The organism is Pseudomonas sp. EA_105y_Pfl2_R69, assembly GCF_963970915.1.
Classification (GTDB): Bacteria; Pseudomonadota; Gammaproteobacteria; order Pseudomonadales; family Pseudomonadaceae; genus Aquipseudomonas.
In genome coordinates this window covers 496,671-519,473 of the sequence record NZ_CAXAOO010000003.1, presented here as the reverse complement: position 1 = coordinate 519,473, position 22,803 = coordinate 496,671, and the positions used below count along the sequence as shown (strand labels likewise).

At 64.2% G+C, this 22,803-nt stretch carries 22 protein-coding genes; 12 read left to right on the top strand and 10 right to left on the bottom strand.

The genetic code is table 11. From position 1 onward, the window contains the following. Nucleotides 1-6 precede the first annotated feature (6 nt). On the bottom strand, nucleotides 7-1,578 hold the full coding sequence (locus AACY13_RS11755) for a formate dehydrogenase beta subunit (protein WP_339461676.1): 1,572 nt from the start codon (nucleotides 1,576-1,578) through the stop codon (nucleotides 7-9). Next, nucleotides 1,575-2,069, bottom strand: a complete 495-nt coding sequence (locus tag AACY13_RS11750; protein WP_339461675.1) for a formate dehydrogenase subunit gamma — start codon at nucleotides 2,067-2,069, stop codon at nucleotides 1,575-1,577. The genes AACY13_RS11755 and AACY13_RS11750 overlap by 4 nt, the downstream gene beginning before the upstream one ends. A gap of 201 nt (nucleotides 2,070-2,270) precedes the next feature. On the opposite strand from AACY13_RS11750, the gene AACY13_RS11745 reads away from it, so the two are divergent. The 5 genes from AACY13_RS11745 (at nucleotide 2,271) to argE (ending at nucleotide 7,503) form a co-directional block, all read left to right on the top strand. Further along, nucleotides 2,271-3,362 (top strand): substrate-binding domain-containing protein, encoded by a 1,092-nt coding sequence (locus tag AACY13_RS11745; RefSeq protein WP_339461674.1) that lies wholly within the window; start codon nucleotides 2,271-2,273, stop codon nucleotides 3,360-3,362. A gap of 375 nt (nucleotides 3,363-3,737) precedes the next feature. After that, nucleotides 3,738-5,054: a flavin-containing monooxygenase gene (locus AACY13_RS11740; protein ID WP_339461673.1), complete on the top strand. Its 1,317-nt coding sequence runs from the start codon at nucleotides 3,738-3,740 to the stop codon at nucleotides 5,052-5,054. Between the two features lie 39 nt (nucleotides 5,055-5,093). Further along, the gene (locus tag AACY13_RS11735) at nucleotides 5,094-5,513 is read left to right on the top strand and encodes a RidA family protein (RefSeq protein ID WP_339461671.1); all 420 of its coding nucleotides are present in this window, start codon (nucleotides 5,094-5,096) and stop codon (nucleotides 5,511-5,513) included. A gap of 100 nt (nucleotides 5,514-5,613) precedes the next feature. Beyond that, entirely contained in the window at nucleotides 5,614-6,288 is a 675-nt protein-coding gene (locus AACY13_RS11730) for a DUF1028 domain-containing protein (protein WP_339461669.1), read from the top strand. A gap of 57 nt (nucleotides 6,289-6,345) precedes the next feature. Next, on the top strand, nucleotides 6,346-7,503 hold the full coding sequence (gene argE / locus AACY13_RS11725) for an acetylornithine deacetylase (RefSeq protein WP_339461667.1): 1,158 nt from the start codon (nucleotides 6,346-6,348) through the stop codon (nucleotides 7,501-7,503). Between the two features lie 171 nt (nucleotides 7,504-7,674). On the opposite strand, the gene AACY13_RS11720 is transcribed toward argE, so the two are convergent. Next, nucleotides 7,675-8,529: an oxygenase MpaB family protein gene (locus tag AACY13_RS11720; protein WP_339461665.1), complete on the bottom strand. Its 855-nt coding sequence runs from the start codon at nucleotides 8,527-8,529 to the stop codon at nucleotides 7,675-7,677. A gap of 80 nt (nucleotides 8,530-8,609) precedes the next feature. Here AACY13_RS11720 and AACY13_RS11715 point away from each other — a divergent pair, with 80 nt between their 5' ends. Beyond that, the gene (locus tag AACY13_RS11715; protein ID WP_339461663.1) at nucleotides 8,610-9,248 is read left to right on the top strand and encodes a TetR/AcrR family transcriptional regulator; all 639 of its coding nucleotides are present in this window, start codon (nucleotides 8,610-8,612) and stop codon (nucleotides 9,246-9,248) included. A gap of 176 nt (nucleotides 9,249-9,424) precedes the next feature. Here AACY13_RS11715 and AACY13_RS11710 read toward each other — a convergent pair whose 3' ends face one another. Together AACY13_RS11710 and AACY13_RS11705 are read right to left on the bottom strand one after the other, a co-directional pair. Beyond that, the gene (locus tag AACY13_RS11710) at nucleotides 9,425-10,552 is read right to left on the bottom strand and encodes a DmpA family aminopeptidase (protein WP_339461662.1); all 1,128 of its coding nucleotides are present in this window, start codon (nucleotides 10,550-10,552) and stop codon (nucleotides 9,425-9,427) included. Between the two features lie 73 nt (nucleotides 10,553-10,625). Next, nucleotides 10,626-11,729: a polyamine ABC transporter substrate-binding protein gene (locus tag AACY13_RS11705; RefSeq protein WP_339461660.1), complete on the bottom strand. Its 1,104-nt coding sequence runs from the start codon at nucleotides 11,727-11,729 to the stop codon at nucleotides 10,626-10,628. A 110-nt stretch (nucleotides 11,730-11,839) separates the two neighbouring features. Between AACY13_RS11705 and AACY13_RS11700 the strand changes: the two genes are divergently transcribed. The 6 genes from AACY13_RS11700 (at nucleotide 11,840) to AACY13_RS11675 (ending at nucleotide 18,024) form a co-directional block, all read left to right on the top strand. Then, nucleotides 11,840-12,622 carry a helix-turn-helix transcriptional regulator gene (locus tag AACY13_RS11700; protein WP_339461658.1) on the top strand — a complete coding sequence of 261 codons (783 nt, stop codon included), beginning with the start codon at nucleotides 11,840-11,842 and terminating at the stop codon, nucleotides 12,620-12,622. Between the two features lie 76 nt (nucleotides 12,623-12,698). Further along, on the top strand, nucleotides 12,699-13,178 hold the full coding sequence (locus AACY13_RS11695; protein WP_339461656.1) for a GNAT family N-acetyltransferase: 480 nt from the start codon (nucleotides 12,699-12,701) through the stop codon (nucleotides 13,176-13,178). 70 nt (nucleotides 13,179-13,248) lie between these two features. Then, entirely contained in the window at nucleotides 13,249-14,265 is a 1,017-nt protein-coding gene (locus AACY13_RS11690) for a class I SAM-dependent rRNA methyltransferase (RefSeq protein ID WP_339461655.1), read from the top strand. A 92-nt stretch (nucleotides 14,266-14,357) separates the two neighbouring features. Next, a complete protein-coding gene (locus AACY13_RS11685; RefSeq protein WP_339461653.1) occupies nucleotides 14,358-17,378 on the top strand; it encodes a DUF748 domain-containing protein in 3,021 nt (1,006 codons plus the stop codon). 11 nt (nucleotides 17,379-17,389) lie between these two features. Further along, complete coding sequence (locus AACY13_RS11680) at nucleotides 17,390-17,689, top strand: DUF2845 domain-containing protein (protein WP_339461651.1); 300 nt, start codon at nucleotides 17,390-17,392, stop codon at nucleotides 17,687-17,689. 35 nt (nucleotides 17,690-17,724) lie between these two features. Next, complete coding sequence (locus AACY13_RS11675) at nucleotides 17,725-18,024, top strand: DUF2845 domain-containing protein (RefSeq protein ID WP_339461649.1); 300 nt, start codon at nucleotides 17,725-17,727, stop codon at nucleotides 18,022-18,024. Between the two features lie 112 nt (nucleotides 18,025-18,136). Here the strand turns inward: AACY13_RS11675 and AACY13_RS11670 are convergent, their stop codons facing one another. From AACY13_RS11670 to truB, 5 genes are all read right to left on the bottom strand, one after another. After that, on the bottom strand, nucleotides 18,137-18,334 hold the full coding sequence (locus AACY13_RS11670) for a CsbD family protein (protein WP_339461647.1): 198 nt from the start codon (nucleotides 18,332-18,334) through the stop codon (nucleotides 18,137-18,139). A 59-nt stretch (nucleotides 18,335-18,393) separates the two neighbouring features. After that, nucleotides 18,394-18,762 (bottom strand): BON domain-containing protein, encoded by a 369-nt coding sequence (locus tag AACY13_RS11665; protein WP_339461645.1) that lies wholly within the window; start codon nucleotides 18,760-18,762, stop codon nucleotides 18,394-18,396. Nucleotides 18,763-19,088: 326 nt separating this feature from the next. Beyond that, nucleotides 19,089-21,194, bottom strand: coding sequence for a polyribonucleotide nucleotidyltransferase (gene pnp, locus AACY13_RS11660; RefSeq protein WP_339461643.1), 2,106 nt, complete (start codon nucleotides 21,192-21,194; stop codon nucleotides 19,089-19,091). A 213-nt stretch (nucleotides 21,195-21,407) separates the two neighbouring features. Beyond that, nucleotides 21,408-21,677, bottom strand: a complete 270-nt coding sequence (gene rpsO / locus AACY13_RS11655; RefSeq protein ID WP_275961681.1) for a 30S ribosomal protein S15 — start codon at nucleotides 21,675-21,677, stop codon at nucleotides 21,408-21,410. A 205-nt stretch (nucleotides 21,678-21,882) separates the two neighbouring features. Next, nucleotides 21,883-22,803, bottom strand: a complete 921-nt coding sequence (gene truB, locus AACY13_RS11650; RefSeq protein ID WP_339461641.1) for a tRNA pseudouridine(55) synthase TruB — start codon at nucleotides 22,801-22,803, stop codon at nucleotides 21,883-21,885.

The window sequence follows — 22,803 nt, the reverse complement described above, 5'->3', positions numbered from 1 at the left end:
TCCGGATCAGCGAGCTTCGGCAGTGTCTTGCGACACGCCGAAGTCTTCGGGAAAGTGATTGAGGGCGCTCAGCACCGGATAGGGGGTCATCCCGCCGAGGGCGCAGAGCGAGGCACCGAGCATGGTGTCGCACAGGCTCTTGAGCAGTTCGATGCGTCCCGGCTGCGGGCCTTCCGAGCGGGCGACGATGATCTGATCGAGCAATTCTTCGCCACGGGTCGAGCCGATCCGGCAGGGTGTGCACTTGCCGCAGGATTCGATCGCGCAGAACTCCATGGCGTAGCGCGCCATGTCGGCCATGTCGACCGTGTCGTCGAACACCACGATGCCACCGTGGCCGAGTACCGCGCCGAGGGCGGCGAAGGCCTCGTAGTCCAGCGGCGTATCGAATTGCGCTTCCGGCAGGTAGGCACCCAGCGGGCCGCCGACCTGCACCGCGCGAATCGGCCGGCCGGTGGCCGAACCGCCGCCGTAGTCATAGAGCAGTTCGCGCAGGGTGATACCGAAGGCCAGTTCGATCAGGCCGCCGCGGGCGATGTTGCCGGTCAGCTGGATCGGCAGGGTGCCGAGCGAGCGGCCCATGCCGTAATCCTTGTAATAGGCACCGCCCTTGTCGAGGATGATCGGCACCGAAGCCAGGGAGATCACGTTGTTGATCACCGTCGGTTGACCGAACAGGCCTTCGATCGCCGGCAACGGCGGCTTGGGCCGCACTTCGCCGCGCTTGCCTTCGAGGCTCTCCAGCAGCGAGGTCTCCTCACCGCAGACATAGGCACCGGCACCGCGACGCAGGTGCAGATGGAAAGCCTTGCCGCTGCCGAGAATGTCGTCACCCAGATAGCCCTCGGCATTGGCCGTGGCGATGGTCGCCAGGAGCGCCGCCTCGGCATGCGGGTATTCCGAGCGCAGGTAGATATAGCCTTCGGTCGCGCCGACGGCCAGGGCAGCGATGGTCATGCCCTCGATCAGCACGAAGGGGTCGTCCTCCATCACCATACGGTCGGAGAAGGTACCCGAGTCGCCCTCGTCGGCGTTGCAGACGATGTACTTCTGCACAGCCTCGCAGCCGGCCACGGTGCGCCACTTGATGCCGGTGGGAAAGGCCGCGCCGCCGCGCCCGCGCAGGCCGGACTCGAGCACCTCGGCGATGATCGCCTCGGAGCCGATTTGCAGTGCGCGCTTGAGGCCGCGATAGCCGTCATGGGCGATATAGTCGGCCAGCGACAGCGGATCGGTGATCCCGGCGCGGGCGAAGGTCAGGCGCTGTTGGCGCTTGAGGTAGTCGATCTCATCGGTCAGGCCGAGCGCCAGCGGATGCTCGCCGGCGTCGAGGAAGCCAGCGTCGAACAGCCCGGCAACGTCGCGCGCCTTGACCGGACCATAGGCGACACGCCCGGCCGGGGTGGCGACCTCGACCAGCGGCTCGAGCCAGAACAGCCCACGCGAGCCGTTGCGTACCAGCTGCACGTCCAGATTGCGCGCCTTGGCTTCGGCGACGATGGCCCGGGCCACCTTGTCGGCACCCAGGCTCAGGGCGCTGGCATCACGCGGCACATAAACGGTAATGGGCGAATTCATACCCGCGCCTCCTGTTCTTCCAACAAATCCAGCAGATCCTCGGCATCGACGCGACCGTGCAGTTCGCCGTTGAGCATGGCGTTCGGCGCGCAGGCGCAGTTACCCAGGCAATACACCGCTTCCAGGGTCAGGCTGCCATCGGCGCGGGTCTCACCCAGTTGCAGGCCGAGTTTTTCCTGCAGCTCGGCGGTCAGGGCCTTGGCCCCCATCGACTGGCAGGCCTCGGCCTGGCACAGCTTGAGGTGCACACGCCCCGGCGGGCTGGCGCGAAAATCATGGTAGAAACTGACCACCCCATGCACCTCGGCGCGCGATAGGCAGAGGTCCTCGGCGATCAGCGGCAGCACCTCGGGCGGCACCGCGCCGAGACGATCCTGGATGTCGTGAAGAATCGGCAGCAGGGCGCCGGGTTCGTCGCGGTGCGCCGCCAGCACCTCGCGGGTGACGGCCTGGTACTGTTCGGGGTCGAAGCGCTGGGGAAGAGTGGCCATGTTCGATGCTCCAGCCGGCGGGCTAAGCCGGTGCTGTCGGGGAGATAGACGGGGCCAGTCACGGCTGCTGGCCCAGTTATCTCTGGCGTTCCGCTGAGGGTCGCCATATATGAAGTAATGTTCTTATACTCAGGCGTAAAACCGCCAGATGCCGCACGTTAGCATGGGCCATTCCGCGATCAAATATGAAGCAGAGGACATATGATCCGCATCGAGATTCAACCGCGCTGGCGCTTTCACCAGATAGACGGCAGCAGCCTCGACCCCCAGGGTCTGAGCCTGCTGCAGAACGTCCACGACTGCGGCAAGTTGACCGAGGCCGCCGCCCGCAGCGGCTACTCCTACCGGCATGCCTGGAACCTGCTGGGCAAGTGGCAGGAGTTCTTCGGCAGCCCACTGATCGAGCTGCAGCGCGGCAAGGGTGCGCGCCTGACCAGCCTAGGGGAAAAACTGCTGCGCGCCGACCAGCGGATCCGCGCGCGCCTGGCACCGCAACTGGACAACCTGGCCGGCGAGCTGGAGGTCGAACTCAACCGCGCGCTACAGGAAACCCGCCCCGGCCTGCGCATCCATGCCAGCCATGGCTTCGCCGTGGCGGCGCTGCGCGAATGGCTGGAGCAGGACGACCGCTGGCAGTGGGAGCTGCAGTTTCGCAGCGGAGCCGAGGCGATGCTCTCGCTGCAGCGCCGCGACTGCGACCTGGCCGGCCTGCACGTACCGGCCGGGCCGCTGGGCAATCTGAGCATGGCGCGCATCCAGCCCTGGCTGCGCGCCGAGCACCGGGTGATCACCTTCGTCGTGCGCACCCAGGGCCTGATCCTCGCCCCCGGCAACCCGCTGGCCATTACCGGGCTGGCCGACCTGCAGCGCAGCGGCTTGCGCCTGGTCAACCGCGAACAGGGCTCGGGCACACGCATGCTGCTGGAAAGCCTGCTGCAACAGGCGCAGATCGACAGCGTCGGCATCGGCGGCTTCCACAACGAGGAATACACCCACGCGGCGGTCGCCGCCTACGTCGCCAGCGGCATGGCCGATGTCGGCTTCGGCGTCGAGGCGGCGGCGCGGATGTTCGGCCTGGCCTTTATTCCCATGGCCCGCGAGCACTACTGCTTGCTCTGCCATCAGGACAGCCTGGCCCTGCCGGCCATGGGGGCCCTGCTCGAAGTGCTGCAACACCCGGACTTCCAGGCGCGTATCAGCCAGCTGCCCGGCTATGCCCTGAGCCGTCCCGGCGAGGTGCTGCCGCTGGCCCAGGCGCTGGAACAATGGAGCCGCGAAAGCCTGCTGGAATAGGCCATGCGGCCGCTGAGGGTGTCCGGGTCGATGGTCGGGATGCCGTCGCGGTGCATCGCGAAGTCCCCCTCCCCCCCTTCCCCCTTCCCCCGCGCTGATGCTGCAACCGGCGCTCTGCGCGCTGCTCGGCTGGCGCTAGACAACACCTGGCGGCCATGGCCCAAGGGATGCCGTGGCTGGCCCTGCCCCGGCGCATCGCGCACCTGCCTCTTTTGTCGCCCCTGCGCCGCGCTGGCCAGGGGCACGCTTTTTCCTCGCCAACGAGCACAAAAATCATAATTTCGCGATTGCCCTGCGCCACCCAGAATGCGGCCAACACCCCACAGACAGCCGCACCTGCAGAACAACAACGATCGGTAGCAGAGGAAATCAACCATGACCGACCTGAACCAACCCGACCTCGCCCGCATCAACGCCATGCCCACCCCCGGCAGCAGCATCGACACCCTGGTGGTCGGTGCCGGTCAGGCCGGCGTGGCCATCAGCGAGCACCTGAGCAGCCTCGGCGTGCCGCACCTGGTGCTGGAGAAAAACCGCATCGCCGAAGCCTGGCGCACCGGCCGCTGGGATTCACTGGTGGCCAATGGCCCGGCCTGGCACGACCGTTTCCCGGGCCTGGCCTTCGACGATATCGATGCCGACGCCTTTGCCCCAAAGGAGCGGGTCGCGGCCTATTTCGAAGCCTATGCGCAGAAGTTCAACGCGCCGATCCGCACCGGCGTGGACGTACGCAAGGTGACGCGCAATGCCGAGCGTTCGGGCTTTACCGTGGAAACCTCCGAGGGGGTGATCCAGGCCAACCGCGTGGTGGTCGCCACCGGCCCCTTCCAGCGCCCGGTGATCCCGGCGCTCGCGCCCACGGATGAACGCTTCACCCAGATCCACTCGGCGCAGTATTACAACCCGCAGCAGTTGCCCGAGGGCGCGGTGCTGGTGGTGGGTGCCGGCTCGTCGGGGGTGCAGATCGCCGACGAGCTGCAACGCGCCGGGAAAAAGGTCTACCTCTCGGTGGGCCCGCACGATCGCCCGCCGCGCGCCTACCGCAACCGCGACTTCTGCTGGTGGCTGGGGGTACTCGGTGAATGGGACGCGGAAATCGCCCAGCCGGGCAAGGAGCACGTCACCATCGCCGTCAGCGGTGCCCGGGGCGGCCATACGGTGGATTTCCGTCGTCTGGCCCAACAGGGCATGACTTTGGTCGGCCTGACCAAAACCTTCAACGACGGCGTGGTGACTTTCCAGCAGGACCTGCTGGAAAACCTCAAGAACGGCGATAAGAACTACCTGGCGCTGCTGGATGCGGCCGACGCCTATATCGCCCGCAATGGCCTCGACCTGCCGCACGAACCCGAGGCTCGCAGCATGCTGCCGGACCCGCAGTGCGTGACCCAGCCCATTCTCGAACTCGATCTGGTCGCAGCCGGGGTCACGTCCATCATCTGGGCAACCGGCTACGCCGTGGATTTCAGCTGGCTGCAGGTGGATACCTTCGACGCCCAGGGCAAGCCACAGCACCAGCGCGGCGTGTCCCGCGAGCCGGGGGTGTACTTCCTCGGCCTGCCATGGCTGTCACGCCGCGGTTCGAGTTTTATCTGGGGTGTATGGCACGACGCCAAGCACGTGGCCGGGCATATCGCCACCCAGCGCAGCTACCTGGCCTATCAGGACGCCGCGCAGCGTCAGGACGCTTGACCCAGCCCGCTCCAACCACCAGATCGAAGGAAGCACTTGATGCCTACCCATACCCGTATCCGCATGTTCAACACCAAGGACACCTACCCCAACCAGAGCCTGGACAATGACCTGTGCCAGGCCGTGCGCGCCGGCAATACCGTGTATGTGCGCGGCCAGATCGGCACCGATTTTTCCGGCAAGCTGGTCGGCCTCGGCGACCCGCGGGCCCAGGCCGAGCAGGCGATGAAGAACGTCAAGCAACTGCTGGAAGAAGCCGGCAGCGACCTCTCGCACATCGTCAAGACCACCACTTACCTGACCGACCCGCGCTACCGCGAGCCGGTCTACCAGGAGGTCGGCAAGTGGCTCAAAGGCGTCTTCCCGATCTCCACCGGCCTGGTGATCAGCGGCCTCGGCCAGCCCGAGTGGCTGATGGAGATCGACGTAATTGCGGTTATCCCGGACAGCCAGCCATAAGCGAGATTAAGTAGGGAGGACGGCGCGTTTCCCATCCACCGTGTGGCGCATGGTGGATGGATAAAGCGTCATCCGCCCTACCAATGCCAAGGAGTAAGCCATGACCTTTTCCATAGTCGGCCGCTGCGCCGAAACCGGCCAGCTGGGCATCGCCATCAGCTCGTCGAGCATCGCCGTCGGTGCCCGCTGCCCCTGGCTGCGCGCCGGGGTGGGCGCGGTGGCCAGCCAGAACATCACCCTGCCGGCCCTCGGCCCGCAGATTCTCGACGCCCTGAGCAACGGGCTGGAGCCGGCGGCGGCGCTGGACCAGGCGCTTAGCCGCAATGGCTACAGCCAGTATCGCCAGGTCGCGGTGCTCGATGGCCAGGGCCGCAGCGCGCTGTTCTCCGGCAGCGAGGCGCTCGGCAGGCATAACGCTCTGGCGGGCGAGCAATGCGTCGCGGCCGGCAATCTGCTGGCCTCGCCTGCCGTGATCGAGGCGCTGGTGACGACCTTCGAACAGACGCCGGGACAACTGGCCGAACGCCTGCTGGCGGCCATGCACGCGGCCATGGCCGCCGGTGGGGAGGCGGGACCGGTGCATTCGGCGGCGCTCAAGGTGGTCGGCGACCTCACCTGGCCGATCATCGACCTGCGCGTGGACTGGGCCGAGGACAACCCCATCGCTGCGCTGGATCGGCTCTGGCAGGCCTACCGGCCGCAGATGCAGGACTACCTGATCCGCGCCCTCGACCCCACCGCCGCGCCCAGCTATGGCGTGCCCGGCGACGCGTGAAGCGATGGGTTGAGCGCAGCGATACCCATCATCACCAAGCAATCTGGAGCCTGACCCATGCTCAGCAGTCGCGAACTCTTGGCCGAACTGGTCGCCTTTCCCACCGTCAGCCGCGACTCCAATCTGGCGCTGATCGAATTCGTCCGCGACTACCTGGCGGGCCTCGGCGTGGTCTGCGAGCTGGATTACAACGACGAACGCAGCAAGGCCAATCTATTCGCCACTATTGGCCCGACTGACCGTGGCGGCGTGCTGCTGTCCGGGCATAGCGACGTGGTGCCGGTGGACGGCCAGGCCTGGACGCGGCCACCGTTCGAGCTGAGCGAACGCGACGGCAAGCTGTATGGCCGTGGCAGCGCCGATATGAAGGGCTTTATCGCCTGCGTGCTGGCCGCCGTGCCGCGTTTTCTGCAAACGCCGCTGCGCCTGCCGCTGCATCTGGCGTTTTCCTACGACGAGGAAGTCGGCTGCCTGGGCGTGCGTTCGCTGCTGGCCGAGTTGCAGCAACGGCCCAACAAACCCGTGCTGTGCATTATCGGCGAGCCCACCGAACTCAAGCCCGTGCTCGGGCACAAGGGCAAGCTGGCCATGCGCTGCCAGGTGCAGGGCGCGGCCTGCCATTCGGCCTATGCAACCCAGGGGGTGAATGCCATCGAGTACGCCGCCAAACTGATCAACCAGCTCGGCGATATCGGCCAGCGCCTGAGCGCCATCGAGCGCCAGGACGCGCGCTTCGAGCCGCCTTACTCCACGGTGCAGACCGGCCTGATCCAGGGCGGCCGCGCGCTGAATATCGTCCCGGCCGACTGCCAGTTCGATTTCGAGGTGCGCGCCCTCCCCAGCGACGACCCACAGCAGGTCGCCGAGGAGCTGCGCGCCTATGCCGAACGCGAACTGCTGCCGCAGATGCGCCAGCGCAGCGCCGCCAGCGCCATCGACTTCCAGCCGCTGTCGGCCTACCCCGGCCTGGCCACCGACCCGCACAGCGAGGCGGCCGAGTTGTTGGCGCGGCTTAGCGGCAGCCGCGACTTCACCACAGTGGCCTTCGGCACCGAGGGTGGGCTGTTCCATCAGGCCGGCATCCCCACCGTGGTCTGCGGCCCCGGCAGCATGGAACAGGGCCACAAGCCGGACGAATTCATCAGCCTCACGCAACTGGCCGGCTGCGACGCCATGCTCGCGCGTCTGGCCGACTGGCTGCAGCTGGCTCACTGAATCACCCCTTGTCCGTCCTGCGCGGCAGATGCGCAGGACGGGCTTTTTTACAGGTTCTGGGTCCAGGCGGTGTTGCACGATGGCACGGCTTACATCGGCCAGTTCCCCCGCCCCTTTGCGGGAGGGGCTCCAGGCGAAATGATTATGCGACCTTGTCCCCCTTGGCGTTCGTCAGCGCTGGCCTCCAGCCCTGCGCATCGCGCCGTGTGCCTGAGGGAAATAGCGCCAGCGCCGTGGCAGCACCTTCCACAGGTTCCTGACCAAAAAGGCCAGGCCATTCAGACGCCGCTGGTCTTTCGCGGTCCACGGCAGTTCCAGGCGCTGACGCAGGTCCACAGGCAGGGTACCCAGCGCCAGCCAGCGCGCGCCCCGGTCGAATAGAGGCCGCAGCACCCACCACAGCGGACCGCGCATCCAGGCATAAGGAGCCGGCAGATTCGGGTTGCCGGCAAGAAACCAGCGGGCCACGTCGGTCATTTCCAGGCGGTTTTCCAGCATGCCTTGCCAGTAGACCCTGAACGCCGCGTAGTCGGCCGGCACCGTCGCCATCGGCAGCCCGTAGAGGGCATACCACTGGATCGACTCCTGATACAGGCGCTCCTGCGTGGCCGCATCCAGAGGCGTGCCGAAGATGGCCTGCATGGCGATCTGTCCTTCGAAGAAGGTGGCGTGGGCCCAGTAGAAGAGCTCCGGGCTCAGGGCGTGATAGCGCTGACCATGGGCGTTCACGCCCTTGATCTGGCGATGCCAGTCGCGAATCTGCTGACCGGTCGCCATCGCCTGCTTGCCACCGTACACCACTGCGAGAATCGGCGGGATGGAGCGAAACAGGCGGTTCCAGGGATTGAGGAACAGGTCGGAATGCTCCTGCACGCCAGCGGCGAGACTCGGGTGCAGGTTCTGCAGCAGGCCGACGCGGCTGATCAACAACAGCCCGCGCAGATCACCGAAACATCGCCACGTCAGCGACTCTGGCCCCAGGGGTTGTATCTGCTGCTCGGTTGGAATGGAACAGGTGGCCTGCATACTCGGTCGCTCCCATGCGCTTGTGTGCCACCGATGTTAATGCGAGTGTTGGCTCGCATTTAATTCGCAAAGGAACAGTCATGCGCAAGCGACCCGGCCAACAACGCTCGCAACAGATGGTGGATATCCTCCTGGAGGCCAGTGGCCGGGTGATCGCGTGCCAGGGGCTGGCCAACCTGACCACCAATAGGGTGGCCGCCGAGGCAGACGTGAGCATTGGCTCCCTGTATCAGTACTTCGCCAACAAGCAGGAGCTGCTGGAGGCGCTGCTCGAACGCATGGCGCTGGACATGACGCGCCTGATAGATGCACGCATGACGCAGCTGCTGGCAGCCGATGTCAGAACCGCGGTGAAGATGCTGCTGGGCGAAATGCTCGCATTTATCCGCGGCGGCGACGGCCGCTACCTGGAGCTGGTGCGTCACTGGCAGCAGCTGCAGACCCTGCGAGTGGTCGATCGACTGGAGCAGCACCTGTCCGAGGTGTGCCGACGCTACCTGCTGCGCCATGTCCGCGAGTTCCCCATCGAAAACCCCATCCCGGTACTGTTCGTGATCATCAACGGCACCCTGATGACACTGGTGCGTTACCTGGCGCTGGAGAACCCGCCCCTGAGCGAGGAAGAGTTGATCGATAGCCTGACCGAGATGCTGGCCGCCTACCTGGCCTGCGCGGCGCAGCAGAGGGCCAGCCCGCCGCTGGCAATGACCCCCGTCTGAGCGCGCCTGCGCTTCAGAACGAAGGCCCCCAGGCTCTCGATTTCTCGTCTGGCGGATTCGCCGTGGCGTTACCGATGCCTATCGACTCCGGCTTATCTGCATGCCCCAGCTGCGCACAGCGCGCCCGGGAGCCTGCAGAGTCGCGCGGTAGCCCTATGCGGACTATGGCGGTTTAACTACGCCGGCTGCTCATCCCCCGGCCAGCCCGCCTTGCGCAGGGCCTGCAGCAGGGTTTCACGGTCCAGCCCCTGGACCCGGTGGCCATTGCCCTCGACTGTGTTGGCCGCCAGCAGGGCATTGATAATGGCTTCTTCCACGGCTTCCGAGGCGGCGAGAAACAGGTCGCCGATATGGTCGTTGTTGACCATACGCAGGCCGTCGCAGGTAAAGGCCCCCTTGCGTTCGTAAGCGGTGGCCTGCAGCTGCGGGTTGCCGGTGGAGAAGGCGACGAAGATATCGCCGCTGCAGTCCTCGTTGCCGCCGCCGGTGCGGGCGATGCCGATGCTGGCGCGCTGGGCCAGGCGCGTGCACTGGTGCGGCAGCAGCGGCGCATCGGTGGCCAGGCAGACCACGATCGAGCCCATGCCGGGATGCGGCAGGTCGGCGCGCAGGAACGGCGAGGTGGCCTTTTCCATATAGCGCCCCACCGGATAACCATCCACCCGCAGTTCGCGGCGCGTGCCGTGGTTGGCCTGGACGATGGCCCCCACGGTCCAGCCGCCCTGGGCCTCGCTCAGGCGGCGCGAGGCGGTGCCGATGCCACCCTTGTACTCGTGGCAGATCATGCCGCTACCGCCGCCCACCGCGCCTTCTGCCACCGGGCCTGCCTTGGCGCGGTCCAGGGCCTCGGCCACATGCTCGGGGCGCACATGAAAGCCGTTGATGTCATTGAGCAGGCCGTCGAAGGTTTCCAGCACCACCGGCATGTTCCAGTACAGGCGGCCGTCGGTGGACTGATTCTGCCGATCCAGGGCGATCAGCGCGTCGCGCACCACGCCGACGCTGTGGGTGTTGGTAAAGGCGATCGGGCTGGTCAGCAGGCCGGCCTCGCGAATCCACTCGAGGCCGGTGGCGTCGCCGTTGCCGTTGAGGATATGCACGCCGGCGAAGCACGGCTGCTCGGTGGTGGAGCCGGCACGCGGCTCGATCAGGGTGACCCCGGTGTTGATGTCACGGCCGCCCACCGTGCGCCCGCGCACATCGCTGTGGCCGACGCGCACGCCGGGTACGTCGGTGATGGCGTTGAGCGGGCCGGGCTGCAGTTGGCCGAATTGAATCTTCAGGTCGCGGGCACGTGGTTTCATCGTCTCTCTCATGGTCTTTCTCACTGCTCTTTATCAATAGCGGGGTTGTTGCAGGACGAACTCAGGGGGGGATTTACTGGCCGCTCTTGACCTTGCTCCACACGCGGGTGCGAATGCGCTCGATCTTCTTCGGCAGCGGCTCCAGGGTGTACAGCCTGGCCATGGTCTCGGCCGACGGGTAGACGGCCGGGTTGTTGCGGGTCTCGGCGGCTAACAGGGCGGTCGCGCCGAGGTTGCCGTTGGGGTAGCGCAGGTAGTCGGTAATAGGCGCGATCACTTGCGGGCGCATCAGGTAGTCGATAAAGGCCAGGCCCTGGGCGGGATGGGGCGCGTCCTTGAGCAGCACCAGGGTGTCGAACCACACTGGCGCGCCCTCCTTGGGCAGGCTGTATTCGATCTGCACGCCATTGCCGGCCTGCTCGGCGCTGGCCTTGGCGTCCAGCATGCCGCCGGCCCAGCCCAGGGCCACGCAGATATCGCCGTTGGCCAGGTCGGTGATGAACTTGGACGAGTTGAAGTAGGCGATATGCGGGCGCAGCTTGAGCAACAGTGCCTGGGCCTGCTGGTAATGGGCCGGGTCCTGGCTATTGGGCGGCAAGCCCAGGTAGTGCAGAACGACGGGCAGTATCTCGGAGGGCGAGTCGAGCAGGGCCACGCCGCACTGGCTGAGTTTGGCCAGGTTGTCTTCCTTGAACAGCAGGTCCCAGGAGTCCACCGGGGCGTTGTCGCCGAGGGCGGCGCGCACCTGCTCGACGTTGTAGCCGATACCGTTGGTGCCCCACATATAGGGCACGGCATAGCGATTGCCCGGGTCATTGTTGGCCAGCTTGGCCAGTAGCTCCGGATCCATTTGCGAGTAATTCGGCAGTTTGGCCGGGTCCAGCGGTTCGAGCACGCCGGCCTTGATCAGGGTCGGCAGGCTGAAGTTGCTGGCCACCACCACGTCGTAGCCGCTGCGTCCGGTCAGCAGCTTGCTTTCCAGCACCTCGGCGCTGTCGAAGGTGTCGTAGATCGGCATGATCCCCGTATCGCGCTTGAAGTCGGCCAGGGTGGTGGGGCCGATATAGTCGTACCAGTTGTACACATGCACAGTTGGCGCATCCGCTGCGGCAGCCGTTATCGATGCCGACAGGCAGGCCCCGACTCCGAGGTTGAGATACAAGCGATGTCCACGCATGATGCGGCACTCCTGGCCTGCTACAGGCCGGTTGGTTCAGGAGGGCCCAGGCTAGTGCCGCGCAGGGGCCAGACCAATTCCCATCACGGGTTACGCGAAAGGGGTAGTCAGTGGACGCTTTATTGAAAGAGTTGCCCATGCATCAGAGCCTGGCACGGATGTTCGCCGCCGTGGGCCAGGATGGCTTCTGGCGCAGCCTGGTGGACGCCCTGCGACTGCTGGTGCCACTGGACAATGCCCTGGTAACCCTGATGCAGAGCGGCCGAGTGCCCACTCTGCTGGCCGATTTCGAGTTCCGCGCGGGCACCGATGAGCGCGAGGGGCTGGCCGACTACTGCGCCGGCATGTACCTGCTCGACCCCTTCTACCAGGCCGCCTGCGCCGGCATCGCCGATGGCCTGCACAGCCTCGAATCAGTCGCCCCGGATCAGTTTCAGCACAGCGAGTACTACTTGAGCTACTTCCGCCCGGTGATCGGCATGGGTGAACTGCAGTTCTTCTGCACCCTCGACGGCGTGGTGCTGGGTTTGTCACTGGGGCGCAATACGGCCTTCAACGCGCAGGAGCAGGGCCGTTTGCTGTGCGTGCGTGACTGGGTGTTGGCGGCCATGCGCCGGCATGTGCAGCTGCTGCCGCCGGAGGGCAAGGTCGCCCCAGCGGCGGGCGATCTGCTGGCATTGCTGGACCGTTTGGACGCGCGCCTGTCGGAACGTGAAACCGAAACCGCGCGGCTGATTCTGCAGGGTTTCTCCAGCAAGGCCATCGCTCAGCGCCTGGGCATCTCCCCGGAAACGGTGAAGGTGCACCGGCGCAACCTCTACCACAAGCTGGGCGTCAGCGGTCACGCCGAACTCTTCGCGCGGCTGCTGCAACCCCCACCACCTACGGCCTAGAGCCTGTTGCCGCGTCATAGCGAACCGCGTGCCACGAGCAATGAAATGGCCACAGCCCCTAACTTCAGGAGTAGTCATGACCCTTAGCATTCGCCCGGCCGCCCCCAGCGATGCCGCGCTTATCCATGCCTTTATCACCGACCTGGCGATCTACGAGAAGGCCGAGCACGAAGTGCTGGCCAGCGTCGCCGATATCGAGCAGAGCCTGTTCGCCGAGGGCTCGCCGGCGCACGCACTGATCTGTAGCCGCGACGGCGTGCCGATTGGCTATGCGGTGTATTTTTTCAGTTACTCGACCTGGCTCGGCCGCCAGGGCCTGTACCTGGAAGACCTGTATATCACCCCCGAACAGCGCGGCAGCGGTGCCGGCAAGCAGTTGCTGCGCCATCTTGCGCAACTGGCCTGCGCCAAGGGCTGTGCGCGCCTGGAATGGAGCGTGCTGGACTGGAACGAGCCGGCCATCCAGTTCTACCAGAGCCTGGGGGCCAAGCCCCAGGATGAGTGGATTCGCTATCGCCTGGCTGGCGAGGAGTTGCGCAGCTTCGCCCAGGGCTAGGCGCATCCCAGGCAAACCCCGGGGCTTTTCTTGCTAAACTGCGCGCCTTCCTTTTTCCGAGCCGCCGCGCATGCCTGCTCTCGACCAGGCGCTGCGCGCCGCCCTCGCCCATCGCCAGCCCCTGCTCAATGAGCTGTACGCCCAGGGCACCGACTGCTACCGCCTGTTCCACGGCAGCCAGGAGGGTGCCGGCGGCCTGACCATCGACCGCTACGGCCCACAATTGCTGGTGCAGAGCTTTCACCAGAGCCTCGAACGCGACCAATTGCTGCAGCTGGCCGAGCAGTGCCAGGCCAGCCTCGGCGACGAACTGCTGCTGGTCTACAACGACCGCTCCCGGGGCAACTCGCGGGTCGACCGCAGCGACCCCGTCTATCAGGCCGCACCCGAGGCACTGGAAGACCTGATCGGCCATGAATGGGGCCTCAATTACCGGGTACGCGGCCGTCACGCCGGCCAGGACCCGCTGCTGTTTCTCGACCTGCGCAACGCCCGCGGCTGGGTAAAAGCGCACAGCACCGATAAAAGCGTGCTCAACCTGTTCGCCTACACCTGCGGCGTCGGCTTGAGTGCCGCGGCCGGCGGCGCGCGGGAAGTGGTCAATCTGGATTTCGCCGAGGGCAACCTGGCGGTGGGCCGCGAGAATGGCGCGCTCAACCCCGAGTTACCCGCCATGCAGTTTGTCCAGTCGGACTACTTTCCGGCAATCCGCCAGCTGGCCGGCCTGCCGATCAATGCGCGGCGCGGGCAGAAGCTGCCGCACTACCCGCGCCTTGCACAACGCCAGTTCGACCTGGTGCTGCTCGACCCGCCGGCCTGGGCCAAGAGCGCCTTCGGCACCGTCGACCTGCTGCGCGACTACCAGAGCCTGCTCAAGCCGGCGATCCTCGCCACCGCCGACGACGGTGTACTGATCTGCTGCAACAACCTGGCAAAAGTCGCCCTCAGCGACTGGCGCGAGCAGGTGCTGCGCTGCGCGGAAAAGCTCGGCCGGCCGGTGCGCGATTGTCAGGTGCTGGCACCGGCGGCGGACTTCCCCTCCCTGGATGGCCAGCCGCCGCTAAAAACCCTGATCCTGCAATTCTGATCGCCCCAGAGAAAATCCCACCCAGGACTCTGTGGAACCCTACGCGCATGCCATACTCCAAGGCATTTCTCGTCGGGATAGATGACGTTTTTATGCTTAAAGGAATAAAGCGCGCTGCCAGCGCAACCGTTATAGCCGTGGCCCTGTACAGCCTGCTGGGCTTTCTGATCCTCCCCGGTATCGGTCTGCGCATCGCCAACCAGCAACTGGCCCAGTACGCCACCGGCCCCGCCAGCCTCGAGCGCCTGCAACTCAACCCCTTCAGCCTGGAGCTCAGCCTCTGGGGCCTGCGCATCGGCGAAGCCGGCCAGGAGCAGGTTGCCTTCGAGCGCCTGTATAGCAACCTGCAACTCGACAGCCTGTGGACGGGCGTATTGCACCTGGCCGCTATCGAGCTGGACCAGCCGCACAGCGAAGTGCTGTTCGGCAAGGACGGCACGCTCAACCTGACCCAGCTGTTCAGGCTGCCCGCCAGCCCGCAGCCGGCGGCCGAAGAGCCCACCGGCGAGCCGTTCCCACTGCGTATCGCGCGGATCAAGCTGAGCGGTGGCAACGTTCACTTTCAGGACCTGCGCCCCAGCGAGCCAATCGAATTTCTCTACGACGACCTCAGCTTCGAACTGCACAACCTCAGCACCCTGCAAGGCGACAGTGCCGAGATGACCCTGATCGCCACCGGTCCCCACGGCGGCCGTATCGACTGGAGCGGCAACCTCAGCCTGGTGCCACTCAGTTCCAGCGGCAGCCTGAAAGTCACGGACGGCAAGCTGAAAGCCTTCTGGCCCTATGTGCGCGATGCCGTACCCCTGACTCTGGAAGACGGCAGCGTCAACCTCAGCAGCGACTACAACCTGGACCTGGCCACAGACACCGAGCTGCTGCTGAGCAACACTCGGCTCAGCGTCAGCAACTTCGCCATCAAGAGCCCGACCGACCAACCGCTGCTGCGCCTGGAAAGCCTGGATATCAGCGAAACCAGCGTGGACCTGGCCAAACAGCAGGTCATAGTCGGCAAGATTCGTAGCCGGAAGCTGGAAACCTGGGCTGCACGCGAGGCCGATGGCCAGCTCGACTGGCAGAAGCTGCTGGCCAGCCAACCTGCCAAACCTGCTCCAGCTCCAGCTCCAGCTCCAGCTCCAGATGAGAAGGGCACAGGCTCCACCGCGACAACAGAACTCGAGGCGACAGCAGACACCGCCGAGGCGATCAGCGCGGAGCAATCTTCGGCTCCGGAAACGGCCCGCGCAGGCCAGTCAGACGCGCCAGACAAACCCTGGCAGGTGCTGCTGCGCGATGCGCAACTGCGCGACTATCGGGTGCATCTGGCCGACCGCGTGCCGGAGCAGGAGGTGGCCATCGAGCTCGGCCCGCTCAACCTCGACCTGGCAGATTTCGACAGCCTCGGCACCTCGCCCTTCAGCCTCAAGCTGGATACCGGCGTCGGCAAGCAGGGCAAGCTGCAGGCCAGCGGCCAGGTCCAGCTGAACCCGACCACGGCCAGCCTGAATGTCATCAGTAGCGCCATCGACCTGCGGGTGGCCCAGGCCTACCTCAGCCCCTACGTGCGCATCGAACTGCGCAACGGCCTGCTCGGCAGCGATCTCGACGTCCAGCTGAGCAGCACCGAGCCGCTGGCCCTCAGCATCAGCGGCAAGGCCCAGGTCAGCCAGTTGCATACCCTGGACACCATCAAGGAGCGCGACTTCCTGCGCTGGCAGCAACTCGACCTGCTCGGCCTGAACTACCAACACGGCGACCGCCTGAGCATCGACAAGGTGCAGCTGGACCAGCCCTATGCGCGCTTTATCGTCAACGAAGACCTCAGCACCAACGTCAGCGACCTGATAATTCCACAACCGGCCACGCCGCAAAGCACTGCACAAAGCGCTGCCAGTACGACGGAAAAGCCACTGGCGATTCATATCGGCGAAATCAGCTTCAAGGACGGCTCGGCCAACTTTGCCGATTTCAGCCTGACCCCCAACTTCGCCACCGCCATCCAGCAACTCGAGGGGCGTATCGGCACCCTCGACAACCAGACGCAGAAACCCGCCAGCGTGGATATCGCCGGCAAGGTCGACCGTTATGCTCCGGTCAGCGTCAAGGGCAGCCTGAACCCCTTCGATCCGCTGGACAGCTTGGATATCCATACCCAGTTCAAGCAAGTCGAACTGACCACCCTGACCCCCTACTCCGGCAAGTTCGCCGGCTATCGCATCCGCAAGGGCCGGCTCAACCTGGACCTGCACTACCAGATCAGCAAGGGCCAGCTGACGGCCGAAAACAGTGTGGTGGTGGAACAGTTGCAGCTCGGTGAAAAGGTTGACAGCCCCAGCGCGGTGGACCTGCCGATTCGCCTGGCGGTGGCCCTGCTCAAGGACACCGAGGGCAAGATCGCCATCAACCTGCCGGTTAGCGGCGATCTGAATAGCCCGCAATTCAGCGTGATGCCGATTGTCTGGCAAACCCTGCGCAACCTGGTGCTGCGCGCCGCTCAAGCGCCCTTCAAGTTTATCGGCGGGCTGGTCAGCGGCGGCTCGCAGATGGACCTGAGTACCGTGCGCTTCGCCCCTGGCAGCAGTGCCCTGGATGGGGAGGCACAAAGCGCTCTGAACACCCTGGCCAGCGCCCTGCAGGAGCGCCCGGTTCTGCGTCTGGAGATCGAAGGCCTGAGCGCCCAGAGCAGCGATGGCCTGCCCCTGGCCGAGCAGCGCCTGCAGCGCGAATACCAGAGCATCTACTACCGCATCCTGCAACGTCGGGGTGATACGGTGCCGGAGGAAACCAGTCAGTTGCAGGTACCGGAAGATGAACAGGGACCATTGCTCGAAGGCATTTACCGCACCCGTCTGAAACAGCAACCACCGGCCGAATGGAAGGAATTGGACGACGAAGAACGCATGGCCAAGCTGCGCGAGGCCGTGGTGCAGTCCTGGGGAAAAAGCCAGTTGTTGCAACGCCAGCTGGCGCAAACCCGGGCCGCGGCGATCAAGGACTATCTGGTCGATCAGGGCGGACTGGCGGGCGAGCGCATCTACCTGCTCGATGTTAGTCTGGGCCAGGCAGACAGCGATGGCCGCGTGGCCACGCCGCTGCACCTGGACAGCGAATAAGGTAAGCCCCCATGCGCTTCTCACTGGCAACCCTGACGATCCTACTGGCGCTCTGCGCTCCGTTTGCCGCCCAGGCAGACACCCTGCGTTGCGGCAGCCAGCTGATTTCCCTAGGCGACCGCAGCTTCGAGGTGCAGCAGAAGTGTGGCGAGCCGGCCTTCCGCGACTTGGTCGGCTATAGCCTAGGGGCCTACGAGCGACGCGAATACAAGATCGAGGAATGGGTCTACGGCCCCGACAACGGCATGCTGAGCATCCTCACCTTCGAGGGTAACCGTCTACGCTCGATCGAGCGCAGACGCACCCGCTAAACCCTAACGGCGATCACTCTGGACATGCATTAGCGATGAAACGACTGCTCAGTGCCCTGCTGATCCTCCTGCCGCTCTGCGCCCAGGCTTCTTCGACCCTGCGCTGCGGCCAGGGCCTGATCAGCACCAACGATTCCACCAGCGTGGTCAGCAGCAAATGTGGCGAGCCCCTGAGCCGCGACTTTCTCGGTTACCGCGAGGTGATCGACGAGTACGGCTTTCGCAACGAGGTCAGTGTCGAAGAGTGGTCCTACGGCCCGCGCAACGGCATGTACCACTACCTGCGCTTCGAAGGTAACCGCCTGATCAAGATCGACAGCAAACGCGGCAATTAAACACGCCCTGCGGCTGACTGAGCCCAGACGCGCGCCGCCCCCGGCAAAGTAATCCAGCCACGCCAAAGCCCCGCGGGCAGAACCGGCGGGGCCTGGTTATTGCGGACTGCGCTTACAGCTTGCTGCTGAAGTCGCGCAACTCCTCTTGGGCTTTTTCCTTGGTCCAGCCGTAGCGCTCCTGCAGCTTGCCGGCCAGGTATTCGCTATGGCCTTCGGCGACATCCAGATCGTCGTCGGTCAGATTGCCCCAACGCTCCTTGATGCGGCCATTGATCTGCTTCCACTTACCTTTGATTACATCGGCATTCATTTGTCTGTCCTTATCCTTGAGTAACGCCGGACCGACAGGTCCGGCGTGCATCGATTGCCTTATTGCTCGGTTTTCAGGCCGTCGGCGGAAACCGCAGTAACGCCTTTGATCTCGCTAGCCTTGGCAATTGCCAGCTCACGCTCGGCATCGCTGGCCACAACCCCCGAGAGCGAGACCACGCCCTGATTGGTTTCAACCTTGATGTCCATACCGCTCAGGCCCGGCTCGGCGAGAAAGGTCGACTTCACCTTGCTGGTGATCCAGGTATCAGTCACCGCTTCCCCGGCCTGATCCATGCTGCTGTTTTCTGCCACTTGAAGCGGCTGCAGCGCGGAGTTGTCGACGGCGAAGGCAGCACCAGCCAGGGACAGGCTGAGGACGCCCGCACTTACGGCGGCAACGACAAAATGGCTTATAGGCTTTTTCATGGGTAGGGCTCCTGTTTCGTTAGGGATCATCTGCAACCATTCCAAGCTGCAGCCTCAACAGGGCTATCGCAACTCCTGTGCCAAGCCAAAAAAATAATTTAATCACTTATAAATCAATGCATTGCAAATAAAAACCGAACACCGCTTTCGTGCAATCTGCATGCTTTGGCATTTGCACCAAGGCATATTGCACGGCCCGACTCGCGGCAGATCGCCAGCACGGCTTATTGGCCGGTGGCCTGAGAAAACTCGCGCCCAGCGCATATTCCAGGCAAAAAAAGAGGGCCCCGAAGGGCCCTCTTATCTAGCGCAAAGCAGCTCGGCGATTAAACGCCCGACGCCTTGGCAGCAGCAACGTCCTTGATCGACAGCTTGATACGGCCGCGGTTGTCCACGTCCAGTACCAGTACTTCGACTTCCTGACCTTCTTTCAGGATGTCGGTGACCTTCTCAACCCGAGCGTCGCTCAGCATCGAGATGTGCACCAGACCGTCCTTGCCCGGCAGGATGTTGACGAAGGCACCGAAGTCGACGATGCGCTCAACCTTGCCGACGTAGATCTTGCCGATCTCGGCTTCCGCGGTGATGCCCAGTACGCGCTGACGCGCAGCCTCGGCCGCTTCCTTGGTTTCGCCGAAGATCTTGATGGTGCCGTCGTCTTCGATATCGATCGAAGCCTTGGTTTCTTCGCAGATGGCACGGATGGTCGCGCCACCTTTGCCGATCACGTCGCGAATCTTGTCCTGGTCGATCTTCATCGCGATCATGGTCGGTGCGTTGGCCGACAGTTCGGTACGCGACTGGGCGATCACCTGGTTCATCTGGCCGAGGATATTCAGGCGCGCTTCCAGGGCCTGGCCCAGAGCGATTTCCATGATCTCTTCGGTGATGCCCTGGATCTTGATGTCCATCTGCAGCGCGGTCACGCCCTTGGCGGTACCGGCTACCTTGAAGTCCATGTCGCCGAGGTGATCTTCGTCGCCGAGGATGTCGGTCAGAACGGCGAATTTCTCGCCTTCCTTGACCAGGCCCATGGCGATACCGGCCACCGGTGCCTTCATCGGCACACCGGCATCCATCAGCGCCAGGGAAGCACCGCAAACCGAAGCCATGGAGCTGGAACCGTTCGATTCGGTGATCTCCGAAACCACGCGAATGGTGTACGGGAACTCGTCGGCGCTCGGCAGCATGGCCGCTACGGAACGGCGGGCGAGGCGGCCGTGACCGATTTCGCGGCGACCGGTAGCGCCCATGCGACCACACTCACCGACCGAGTACGGCGGGAAGTTGTAGTGCAGCATGAAGGGGTCTTTCTTCTCGCCTTCGAGGGTGTCGAGCAGCTGGGCGTCACGCGCGGTACCGAGGGTGGCAACCACCAGGGCCTGGGTTTCGCCGCGGGTGAACAACGCCGAACCGTGGGTCTTGGCCAGCACACCGACTTCGATGTTCAGACCGCGCACGGTGCGGGTGTCGCGGCCGTCGATACGCGGCTTGCCGTTGACGATGTTCTCGCGCACGGTGCGGTATTCGATTTCGCCGAAGGCGTTCTTCACTTCGCTGGCAGAAGGCTGGCCTTCTTCGCCGGAGAACTTGGCAACGATCTGATCTTTCAACTCGCCCAGACGCGCGTAGCGGTCCTGCTTGATGATGATCGAGTAAGCCTTGGAAATTTCTTCGCCGAATTCGCTGCGGATAGCAGTGAGCAGCTCGGTGTTCTCCGGCTTCGGCTGCCAGTCCCAGGTCGGCTTGGCGGCTTCGGCTGCCAGCTCGGTGATAGCCTGGATCACGGCCTGGAACTCGTCATGGGCAAACAGTACGGCACCCAGCATCTGGTCTTCGGTCAGCTCTTTGGCTTCCGATTCGACCATCAGCACGGCGTCTTTGGTACCGGCTACGACCATGTCCAGGCTGGAAGCCTTAAGTTGCTCGTAAGTCGGGTTCAGCAGGTAGCCGGTTTCCGGGTGGAAAGCCACGCGCGCGGCACCGATCGGGCCGTTGAACGGAATGCCGGAGATAGCCAGGGCAGCCGAGGTACCGATCATCGCAGCGACGTCCGGATCGGTCTTCTTGCTGGTGGAGATCACGGTGCAGATGACCTGCACTTCGTTCTGGAAACCTTCCGGGAACAGCGGGCGGATCGGACGGTCGATCAGGCGCGAGGTCAGGGTCTCTTTCTCGCTCGGGCGCGCTTCACGCTTGAAGAAACCGCCGGGGATCTTACCGGCTGCGTAGGTCTTTTCCTGGTAGTGCACGGACAGCGGGAAAAAGCCTTTGCTCGGGTCGGCGGTCTTGGCACCGGTTACGGCGACCAGTACGGCGACGTCGTCGTCAACGGTGACCAGCACTGCGCCGGAGGCTTGACGGGCGATACGGCCAGTCTCGAGGGTAACGGTCGATTGACCGAACTGGAACTTCTTGATTACCGGGTTCACGGTGTTTTCCTTCTCTTTGTTGCCCTTGGGGAAAGCGTTTCTTGCAACCGTTCCATCACTTCAAGGTGAACAAAACGGGTCTTGCAGAATCTGTGGGCGGTTACGGGAATCGGACCCGCTATCGTCCAAAACAGCTAAAGCAGAAAAGCAAAAGCTGGAAGCAGGGGCAAACCCCACTTCCAGCTTCGGCAGTCAGCTACGCATAAGCATTGCTTAGCGACGCAGACCCAGGCGACCGATCAGGGCGCTGTAACGACTAACGTCCTTGCCCTTCAGGTAATCCAGCAGCTTGCGGCGCTGGTTAACCATACGGATCAGACCACGACGGCTGTGGTGGTCCTTACCGTTGGCCTTGAAGTGGCCTTGCAGCTTGTTGATGTTGGCGGACAGCAGTGCAACCTGCACTTCCGGGCTACCGGTGTCGCCAGCAGCTTGCTGGTAGTCAGTTACGATCTGGGCTTTTTCTTCAACGCTGAGTGCCATGGGGCAATCCTCTCAGTTAGGCAACTGCCGAAACAGTCGCAATAGGCCGGGAATCGCTTCCCGTGTTTTTAAAGTGAGGTATGACCGCGCCTATTAACAGCCACCCTCGATACACGCAGACCAGAGCCGAAACCCCTTGTCTGCGCTACGGTCTTGCTGACCGAATCCTGCACCGCAGGCCTAAGACCTACAGCCGCAACCCAGGCTAAGCCTTGGTCGAAATCAAACGACGCGGCGCAATGCGCCCGTCTTCGCTCACTTCACCGATACCGATAAAGCGACCGTTGTGGTCCTGCACCCGTACCATGCCGAACTTTGGCGCTTCCGGGGCGCGTACCGGCTGCCCTTGCAGCCAGTAGAACGAACTGTGCTCGGAGAACTGCAACAACGGCCAATGCTGCAGGCCACTGTCCGCTGGCAACAGGAACTGATCGACCGCTTCATTGCCACCTTCGCCATGCACCCGCTCCAGCTCTTCGAGCGTCACGGTGCGGCTCAGATCGAAGGGGCCGGCCTTGGTTCTGCGCAGCTCTGCAACGTGGGCACCGCAACCGAGCAGCTGGCCGATGTCTTCGACCAGGGTGCGAATATAGGTGCCCTTGCTGCAATCGACCGCCAGGCGCGCCTGCCCCGCCTCGCAGCCCAGTAATTCCAAGCGCGCAATAGTAACAGAACGCGGCTCGCGCTCCACTACTTCGCCGGCACGGGCCAGCTTGTAGAGCGGCTGGCCGTCACGCTTGAGCGCCGAGTACATCGGCGGTATCTGGCTGATTTCACCACGAAAACGCGGCAGCACGGCTTCGATCTCGGCGCGACCAACGGTCACCGGGCGACGTTCCAGCACCTCGCCTTCGGCATCGGCAGTGGTGGTGGTGACGCCCAGCTGCATCAGGGTCTCGTAGCCTTTGTCGGCGTCCAGCAGGTACTGGGAGAACTTGGTCGCCTCGCCGAAGCACAGCGGCAGCACGCCGGTGGCCAAGGGATCGAGGCTGCCGGTGTGGCCGGCCTTCTCGGCATTGAGCAGCCAGCGCACCTTCTGCAAGGCGGCGTTGGAGCTGAAGCCCTTGGGCTTATCCAGCAGGATGATGCCATCGACCGCACGACGAATACGTTTCACCTGGGCCAC